The organism is Parabacteroides sp. AF17-3 (genome assembly GCF_003635445.1).
GTDB classification, from domain to species: Bacteria; Bacteroidota; Bacteroidia; order Bacteroidales; family Tannerellaceae; genus Parabacteroides; species Parabacteroides goldsteinii.
Genome location: NZ_QTMM01000036.1, coordinates 1 through 8,643, shown reverse-complemented (window position 1 = coordinate 8,643; position 8,643 = coordinate 1). Strand labels below are relative to the sequence as shown.

Below are 8,643 nucleotides of genomic sequence, written 5' to 3'. Positions count from 1 at the left end.
GTATCTATACAAGTGCTCTCTTTTGTTTTGTCTGAACTCTAAAAAAATCAATTCTGTCTGTATTATTGTTTGCAGGCTTTTTGTCGGCTAAACAGCCGGTTGCTCCTTTGAAGGTAATGACGTTCAATATTCGTATGGATACGAATGCTGACGGAGATAATCAGTGGAGTAACCGAAAGGATTTAGCGGCTAATCTGGTTAAATTTTATAATACGGATATCTTTGGAGCGCAGGAAGTATTGAATCACCAGCTTACGGATCTTTTGACACGTCTGCCGGAATATGCCTATGTCGGTGTTGGTAGGGAAGATGGAAAGACCAAAGGTGAATATGCTCCGATTATCTATAAAAAAGACCGTTTCGAACTTGAAGACAGTGGTAATTTCTGGTTGGCCGAAGATATGAATGCCGTAGGTAAAAAAGGCTGGGATGCAGCTTGCGAACGTGTTGCTACCTGGGGTATCTTTAAAGATAAAGAATCCGGGAAAAAGTTTTTCTTCCTGAACACTCATCTGGATCATATGGGAAAAGTAGCCCGCCATGAGGGAGCTTCTTTAGTGCTTGAAGAAGCACATAAGCTATCTAAAGGCTTACCGGTTATTGTTACAGGCGACTTTAATGCGACTCCGGATGATGATCCGATAAAAGTATTGACAGATAAAAGCGATCCGCGCCATGTGATCCATACCCGTGAAGTGGCAGATTTGAAATATGGCCCGGAATGGACTTTCCATGACTACGGACGTATTCCTCTTGAAAAGAGAGAATGGATCGACTATATTTTCATGAAAGGAGACATAAAGGTTTTGACTAACGGTGTACTTACAGATACACTTAATCATCTGTATCCGTCCGATCATTGTCCGGTTATTGCAACTTTGGTAATTAAATAGAAAATATTGGTCTGTAATGGAATGCACTTCGGAGTAAATCTATTTATAACCTATTTTATATGTGTTTTATTTTGTTAATTATCGGAGGAATATTAGTTAATGACTAATTTGTGTTTGGTGTTTTTTTCTACAGTTTGTATCTTTGTATCGTTCTGAATGTAGATATACGTCTGAACAGAAAAAACCTTAGCCTAAAAGTCAGGATAATAAATATTAAACACAATAAGGTATTTTTTTTACATTGGTCTAAAGAATTGAGAATTAAAAACACAACTGGAAAAGGGTCGCCTGTGAAGGTGGCCCTTTTTATTTCCAATATATTTCATGGATACTTCTTATATCAGTATATTTGCGTTCGATTTGTTAAACATAAAACATAAAGAAAATGGAGAACAATAACAAACCTTCTAACGAGATACAGGTAGAACTGTCAGAAGAAATGGCACAGGGTACTTATGCAAACCTGGCAATTATTTCACATTCAACATCAGAGTTTATACTCGACTTTATCCGTGTGGTACCGGGAGCTCCGAAGGCACAGGTGAAAAGTCGTGTGATCCTGACTCCGGATAATGCGAAGCGCTTGTTTTTTGCATTGCAGGATAACCTGGCAAAATATGAAGAACAGTTGAAAGGAGGAAATAAGACGGCTAATTTTGAAGATTTTATTCCACCGATGGGAGGCGTTCAGGGGGAAGCCTGATTTATCGTGTTTTAAACTAAAAAGGGATCGTTTCAATTATCAGAAACGATCCCTTTTTAATTTTTTGAAGCTTGTGTGTGTTACTCCATCTTCTTGTTGATAACAATGTGACCGACGTAACCAAGGATGATAACTGCCAAACCTGCGATAAGGATAGTGTTGGTTACACCTCCGGTAATAGCCGGTACAGCAAGGATGATTACACCGATTAGGAGTACGATTACCCCAAGATTTTTGACTAATTCGCTCATGGTTATAGATGTTTTTATAATAATTTTCTTTTCTACCGCAAATAAAGTAATAATAACCCGATTGCAAAAATATTTTAGAATAAAAATAATGAATCCATCAAATTTAGCGGTTATATTTGTAGGATCAATACAGTTATATATGATACGAATACTTTACTTGGTTTATTTATGGCTGTTTTTTGTGCCTGTCTTTCTGGTGCTCACGATCGTTACAGCTTTAACTGTCATCGCTGGTTGTTTGCTGGGGGGAGAAAAGATTTTTGCTTATTATCCGGGTATGATCTGGTCCCGGCTGACATGTTATCTGGCACTCTGTCCCGTAAAAGTAAGAGGTCGGGAAAATATAGATCGTAAACAATCATACGTGTTTGTCTCAAACCATCAGGGGGCATTTGATATTTTTCTTATTTATGGTTTTCTGGGCGTCCCGATCAAGTGGGTGATGAAGGCTGGTATCGGAAAGATTCCTTTTGTGGGAGCCGCCTGTCGTGCTGCTGGTTTTATATTTGTGGATAATTCTACGCCTAAAGCAGCAGCCCGCAGTGTGCAGGAGGCGGAACGGTGTCTCAAAAACGGTGCCTCTGTTGTTGTCTTTCCGGAAGGTTCAAGGACCTATACCGGGAAAATGATCCGTTTTAAAAAAGGCGCTTACCAGATGGCTCTCGATCAACATTTGCCGATTGTGCCGATTACATTGAACGGACCTTTTGATGTTTTGCCGATCGGATCGCTGAATGTGCACCGGCATAAAATGGAGATGATCATTCATCCGGCTATTTCAACCGAAGATATGGACCCTTCCCATAAAGGGATGCAGCAATTTGCAGACCGGACGCAGGCGATCATTGCTTCTGCCTTATGGGAGAAGTATAAGTGAAATTAGTTCCATGCTTTCAATAGACCAGTCTTGGTTACACCCAGACTGAACCCGACACTCTTGCCCAGCATCGTTCCGGTATCGGCTGCAACTGATCCGGTAAACTGCCATCCTTTTAACCGGGGATGCGTGTAGTTGATATCGACCAGGCTGGAAGTTCCGTATTTCTTATTCAGGTATGGGATATAAGAGGTCCCCCAACCGTTCATTGCCGTGAATAATACGCGGTAGGACAGGAGTGCGTTAATATTGCCTTCTGCGCCGAAATGCCAGCTTTTAACACGATTGTTCTCAAAGCCTAAAGTACCGTCTGTGTTATATTCCGGTGCGGGAATCAGCGGTGAACCTACTCCACGGTTAAAATAAGAAAAACCAGTCCGGTATTCTCCATTATTATAATAATCATCGTTTCCACCTCCGCGGCCGCCTTTCCATTTATCACGGTCGAATGTGATAAAGTGCATCGGTCCACTTTGATTCATTGTTACCAGATATTCGGCTACAATTTTATTTAGCCAGGGAATAGTCGGTAAATCGACTTGAATACCCCATAAGCCGTCCGTTTTATTGGCAAACTCCATCCCCGACTTATCATTGAAATAATGTTGATAATAAAAATGTCCTCCCCAGTCCTTTTGTGTGTAACTTAATTTGAAATCGTAAGAACCGTAATGGCTGCCCAGTACGTTGATCTGATCGGATGCTGTTGCGTCGTCGCCACCCTTTTGTCCGAAAACTACTCTTATGAAATCTTTAAAAGATTGTGGTTGCTTGCCGATTCTAGGATTAGTGGAAGTACCTCCCCATTGGGCAAAATGCTGAACACCGGCTGTGAAGGATAAAGGAAAATTATTTTCTGTGTCCTTAATGCGGAAGAAGAAGGATTTATGATGCCATAATACATTCTTCACATAAGTCTGTTTCGAGTTGGCGAAATCTTTCAGGTAATCGGTATCGAATGACTTACCTACGGCAAAATCACCTCTCACCTGTAGCCATCCTTTTGTTAAGGGAACTAATGTAAATTCAGGCATACTGATATTAATTTCCGGGATAGGACGGGCATTAGCCGATTGAGTCATATCACCCGAACTCAGGTTACGGTCCCATAACGAATTATACCGTTCCTTACTTCCAATGCTGAGCAGCATGCTTCTGTATCCTATTTCCGCATAAGCCTGTTGAATGAAAACATTACGGTGGCGTGGTACGGCTGCAACGAGATCCAACCCTGCGCCCCAGTAGAACTTCGAACCGAAATGCTGGTTATGAAAAACTCCTGCATTCAAAAGCCCGTTTCCTGCATCCAACGGAACAACTCCATAGCGGTTGCTGACCATCCAGAACGGGGTGTTCGAACCGGTTGCTGCCGAACTGAACAGCTCGGCTTTATAAATTGTGGAATCTTGTATCTTGTTGATCTGGGAATAACTGCGAACAGAAATACTAAGCAAACTTATTCCTATTAATATAATATGTAAGGCTTTCATTTAATTTACTTTTTTGTCCGCAACAAAGGTAATGATAAATATAATGCTTCAAGAGACTCATTTAAAAAAGAAGCTTAAGCATTATAAAAATACAAATATAATTGTATCTTTGTTGTCACTGCTTGATTTACAACGTTTGATATGGATGATAAGCTACTTTTGTTTGAATTTCTTGATGCTGAAAAGTATAGAATTTCATTATCTTTGGGGGAATGTCAGTTAGATTCCAAACCTTTAGGGAGGAATGAGGCAGGCATAGTCTTCAAAGCGAGAATGAATGGAAAAGATGTTGCCTTGAAATTCTTTTTGTTTAATGGCGATGACTCAAGAAAAGGGAAGTGGTTAAATAAACTTAAAGCAAGATATCTGGAAATATCGCTTCTGGAGACAAGAAATAACATTGTCCAGTATGCCGACTTTGATATCGTGACTGTCGAAGGGGAAGAAATACCGGTCCTTGTGATGAAATTGTATAAATGTTCGTTGGAAGAGTACCGGAGTATACTTTCGATGGATACTTTCTTGAAGCTGTTCCGTTTCCTGACGAACACCGTACAGTTCCTGCATAGCATGGGAATCAGCCATGGAGCTATCACTCCCCGTAATATCTTGGTGGACGATCATAATGATTTTGTCCTGACGGATGTCTCTATCCTGGAGAATAACGATGCCGGTTATTCAGATATCACCGCGATCGGAGAGGTGTTGCAATGGTATGCATTCGGAAATACCAGCAACGACGCTGGCATAAGCAAGGTTTTCCCGGCATTGAAACTGTATGACCAGATCGTGGAACGTTGTCTGACACAGGATAACAGCCGGCGCTTCCGTTCGGTGGATGAGATATTGGCTTTTGTAGAGATCCAGAAAGAACGTGATCCGAGTGAATTATTGAAAGAGTTCAGCCTGATCTGCCGAAAGAACTTTCCTAAGGAACTTCCCGAGTTTGTCCATTGTTCGGACCAGGCAAAGATCATAAAACTCTTTTCCGAGTTTGTCTCCAGAAAAGACTTCTTTGGCGGCAACCTGATCTATTTCACGGATGTGGAACGGAATGTCTTTTCTCCTCAGATATGCAAGAACGGATATATCAAGTTCGATAACTCAGCACAATATAAGGTGTTGGATATCTGGATTCACAGTGACAGCGATATGCGGAACGACTATATCCTGGTTCACCATTCGAACACACTGCCCGAAAAGGTAAACGGCAAGGATGTGTACCGCTGGGCCGTTTACGAAGAACGTACGCAGATCACCTGGGAGGAAGCGATGAACGGTTTCGCCGAAAGCGACGGGGATATTATCGCACTGGACCGGACTAAAATTGAGTTTTACAACCGCATCTCCCGTGAGGGGTATACTTTTATCGCGCTGAACCATCTGCATAGCCTGGCTTCTCCCGCCAATGCCGGGACGTTACGCGATTACTTTTTCCGTTTTAGCTTTAGTTATGTCAACCGTTACATTCTGGAAGATATGAATAACCAGATGAAGCAACATATCTCGGCTCTCGGAAGAAAATAATCAGAAGCCTTTCCGGTTCATCCAGTCGAAAACCGTCCGGTAGGTGTGGTCGCGGGATTCTTTTTCGGAGAGTATCAGGTCATGGATGCCGTTCGGTATCGTGTCGCGGGTCACATACTCTCCCAGCTTCGGAGCATACTTCTGGATATCGTGTACATCCAGTACTATGTCGGAAGATAGATATTCGTTATGCCATTCTTTAGTCTCCGGATATGACTTGTCGGACGACATGACCAGAACCGGACAATCCAGGTGCAGGCCTTTCCTTACTTTTCGTTGCCCTTCCTGAATAGCCTTTATCCAGCCAGCCTTTTTAGGATGCCCGTTAATCATCTTCCAGTTTGTATCGTATTCCCATTCTCCTTTGAACTGCTTCAACAGGCTGTGTGCGTAAGATGCAATGCCATAGCCTTGTACGGTCAGGTTCGGCAAGAATCTCCCTATAAATGCCACAGCCGGAATAGCGACCTTTTCCATAAACCATCCGAAGTTCCAGTCGAGGAAAGGACTGTTCAATATCAACCCGTCGACCGGAAGGTTATCCTTTTTACTATCCAGGTATAATGGTGTGATCAATCCTCCCGTGGAATGCGCCATCAACAGGATCCTGTCATTCCCTTCCGAATGTATGGTTGCCAGTGCCGTATCGATATCTGCGAAATACTCCGTGAGGCTTTTGCAGAAAAACGGATTCTGGTTGGGGAGGATGGAACGCCCGTATTTTCGCAGGTCCATCGCATAGAAGTTGTAACCGTGTGCATTCACGCTATCGCCCAGTTGCTTCTGAAAAAAGTAATCGTTGTAACCATGAATATACAGGACCGCCTGTTTTACATCGGGCAACTGAGGCTTCTTGACCAGCGTACAGACCACTTTCCCTTCGTAATCGTCGGGCATTTGAAAAGTACGACGCAGGTATCCGTCTCCCAGTACATCAGGTATATATTGGGCATACAGGCTGGCTGCCAGTAGAATAAGTAAAGATGTAAAATAAAGTTTGCGTCTCATAATCGTTTTCCTTTTATAACCGCGACGGGTATATCATTGTTCCGGTCACAAAGGTAGGTAAACAATTAGAACGGAAGACATCGTATTTTAATCTTTTCTATATTACTATTTAGTTCTTTCCTCTTGTCTTTTTATTCATTCCGGCATGCATGAATTTAATTTTGAGCATGCTGGAAATTAAATATGAGCAAGCTAAAAATTGATTTTGAGCCTGCTCAAAAGAAATAGAATAAGGCAGGAAAATACGAAAAGTCTATGACAAACAAGCTAAAGAGTCAAGTCTTTCCGGTTAGTTTGATTTATGCTGCTCTTTATTTCATTAAATAAAATAATTGTGTACTTTTAGGACTTCATTAATGATCAATAAGGGAAGATAGTTATGAGACGTTTTTATTCTTTGTTACTGATGGTGCTGTGTTGCACCGGTTTGTTTGCCAAGACGAAGAAGGCAGTGTATATAATCATCGACGGGGTTCCTGCCGACCAGATCGAGAGACTGCATACTCCGGCGATTTTTGATATAGCATCGAGGGGAGCCTATGGCAGGGCTTATACCGGAGGTGAGATAGGAGGATATTCCCAGACCGCTACGATCTCGGCGATCGGATATACCAATTTGCTGACATCTACTTGGTTTAATAAGCATAATGTGGGCGGCAATTCGGACCTGAAACCCAATTATAACTACTGGACTATCTTCAGGATCGCGAAAGAACAACCCAAAGAGTATAAAACAGCTATTTATTCCAGCTGGACGGATAACCGTACCGTGTTGATCGGGGAAGGGAAGAAGGAAACAAACAATCTTAAAATAGATTATGTAAAAGACGGTTACGACCTGGATACAGTCCGTTTCCCTAAAAAGGAAAAGGATTTGCATATCTTCGATATAGATGAACAAATATCGAAGGATGCCGCAGAAGGTATCCGTAAAGAGGCTCCCGACCTGAGCTGGGTTTATCTGTGGTACACCGACGACGCGGGACATATTGCCGGGAACGGGGCTTTCTTCGACGAATATGTCCGGAAGGCCGACAATCAGGTTGCCCGTATCTGGGAAGCCGTCAAGTACCGCGAAGCAAACTTTGATGAAGAATGGATGGTTGTTGTTACCACCGATCACGGACGCGGAGAGAATGGTCACGGTCACGGGGGGCAGTCCTGGCGCGAACGTACTACCTGGATTTCGACCAATATCCCTGTAAACAGTCATTTTACAAAAGGCTCCCTGGCTATCACGGATATCGCTCCTTCCATTTGCCGTTATATGGGATTTAAAATTCCGCAGGCTGTACTTTGGGAGCAGGACGGCATGCCGTTTATCGGGCAGACCGATATTTATGATTTGCAAACCCTGCCTTATGATAATACGGTGGAGTTGTCCTGGAAATCCTATACAGGAAATGCCCCGGTCACAGTCTATGCCGCTTCCGCTAATAAGTTCAGGGAAGGCGGAAAGGATGAGTGGACTAAGCTCGCAGAACTTCCGGCCGGCGTGAAAAGTTATACGGTCGATCTGCAGGTTTTACCGGCATCGCAGTTCTATAAGTTCGTTGTCGTGTCTCCGGGCAATCATCTAAATCGCTGGTTACAGAAATAAAAGAAATTATGTCGGTTGTTTTCTCCAGAGACTTTTTATAGTCAAGTTTTAGCTTTTATGCTCTTTTAAATGCTTGATGTTTAGGTGTTTTATGCTGAAAGGTGATTGCGAAAAGTTCTTGTAAGTGGTCAAAAAAGGAGCTGTCTGAACAAGGATAGCTATGCTATGTCAGGAGAGACTATAGTGCTAGTTGGAATATATGTCATGTAAAAATAGATTTCATTTATATTATTAAAATAAAATATCATGAAACATCCATGAAATAAATTTCGTCCAAGAGAATGTAAATAGGGG

The 8,643-nt window shown here is 42.3% G+C and carries 8 protein-coding genes; 5 read left to right on the top strand and 3 right to left on the bottom strand.

What is annotated here, in order from left to right; genetic code table 11:
- Positions 1 to 116: 116 nt before the first annotated feature.
- The gene (locus DWW91_RS27285) at positions 117 to 893 is read left to right on the top strand and encodes an endonuclease/exonuclease/phosphatase family protein (RefSeq protein ID WP_233584594.1); all 777 of its coding nucleotides are present in this window, start codon (positions 117 to 119) and stop codon (positions 891 to 893) included.
- 385 nt (positions 894 to 1,278) lie between these two features.
- Positions 1,279 to 1,596 (top strand): DUF3467 domain-containing protein, encoded by a 318-nt coding sequence (locus DWW91_RS27280; protein ID WP_007654170.1) that lies wholly within the window; start codon positions 1,279 to 1,281, stop codon positions 1,594 to 1,596.
- An 80-nt stretch (positions 1,597 to 1,676) separates the two neighbouring features.
- Here the strand turns inward: DWW91_RS27280 and DWW91_RS27950 are convergent, their stop codons facing one another.
- Positions 1,677 to 1,847 (bottom strand): hypothetical protein, encoded by a 171-nt coding sequence (locus DWW91_RS27950; RefSeq protein WP_007654169.1) that lies wholly within the window; start codon positions 1,845 to 1,847, stop codon positions 1,677 to 1,679.
- 139 nt (positions 1,848 to 1,986) lie between these two features.
- Between DWW91_RS27950 and DWW91_RS27275 the strand changes: the two genes are divergently transcribed.
- Positions 1,987 to 2,724 carry a 1-acyl-sn-glycerol-3-phosphate acyltransferase gene (locus DWW91_RS27275; protein ID WP_044215226.1) on the top strand — a complete coding sequence of 246 codons (738 nt, stop codon included), beginning with the start codon at positions 1,987 to 1,989 and terminating at the stop codon, positions 2,722 to 2,724.
- A gap of 2 nt (positions 2,725 to 2,726) precedes the next feature.
- Here DWW91_RS27275 and DWW91_RS27270 read toward each other — a convergent pair whose 3' ends face one another.
- Positions 2,727 to 4,214: a capsule assembly Wzi family protein gene (locus DWW91_RS27270; RefSeq protein WP_122329428.1), complete on the bottom strand. Its 1,488-nt coding sequence runs from the start codon at positions 4,212 to 4,214 to the stop codon at positions 2,727 to 2,729.
- Between the two features lie 141 nt (positions 4,215 to 4,355).
- On the opposite strand from DWW91_RS27270, the gene DWW91_RS27265 reads away from it, so the two are divergent.
- On the top strand, positions 4,356 to 5,741 hold the full coding sequence (locus DWW91_RS27265) for a protein kinase (RefSeq protein ID WP_122329427.1): 1,386 nt from the start codon (positions 4,356 to 4,358) through the stop codon (positions 5,739 to 5,741).
- Here DWW91_RS27265 and DWW91_RS27260 read toward each other — a convergent pair whose 3' ends face one another.
- Entirely contained in the window at positions 5,742 to 6,749 is a 1,008-nt protein-coding gene (locus DWW91_RS27260) for an alpha/beta hydrolase (protein ID WP_007654165.1), read from the bottom strand.
- A gap of 379 nt (positions 6,750 to 7,128) precedes the next feature.
- Between DWW91_RS27260 and DWW91_RS27255 the strand changes: the two genes are divergently transcribed.
- Positions 7,129 to 8,349, top strand: a complete 1,221-nt coding sequence (locus tag DWW91_RS27255) for a hypothetical protein (RefSeq protein ID WP_122329426.1) — start codon at positions 7,129 to 7,131, stop codon at positions 8,347 to 8,349.
- The last annotated feature ends 294 nt before the right edge of the window (positions 8,350 to 8,643 follow it).

Coding starts and splice junctions, on each gene's coding strand:
- DWW91_RS27255 (WP_122329426.1), top strand. CDS start 7,129: ATGAGACGTTTTTATTCTTTGTTACTGATGGTGCTGTGTTGCACCGGT.
- DWW91_RS27265 (WP_122329427.1), top strand. CDS start 4,356: ATGGATGATAAGCTACTTTTGTTTGAATTTCTTGATGCTGAAAAGTAT.
- DWW91_RS27950 (WP_007654169.1), bottom strand. CDS start 1,847: ATGAGCGAATTAGTCAAAAATCTTGGGGTAATCGTACTCCTAATCGGT.
- DWW91_RS27270 (WP_122329428.1), bottom strand. CDS start 4,214: ATGAAAGCCTTACATATTATATTAATAGGAATAAGTTTGCTTAGTATT.
- DWW91_RS27275 (WP_044215226.1), top strand. CDS start 1,987: ATGATACGAATACTTTACTTGGTTTATTTATGGCTGTTTTTTGTGCCT.
- DWW91_RS27260 (WP_007654165.1), bottom strand. CDS start 6,749: ATGAGACGCAAACTTTATTTTACATCTTTACTTATTCTACTGGCAGCC.
- DWW91_RS27285 (WP_233584594.1), top strand. CDS start 117: ATGACGTTCAATATTCGTATGGATACGAATGCTGACGGAGATAATCAG.
- DWW91_RS27280 (WP_007654170.1), top strand. CDS start 1,279: ATGGAGAACAATAACAAACCTTCTAACGAGATACAGGTAGAACTGTCA.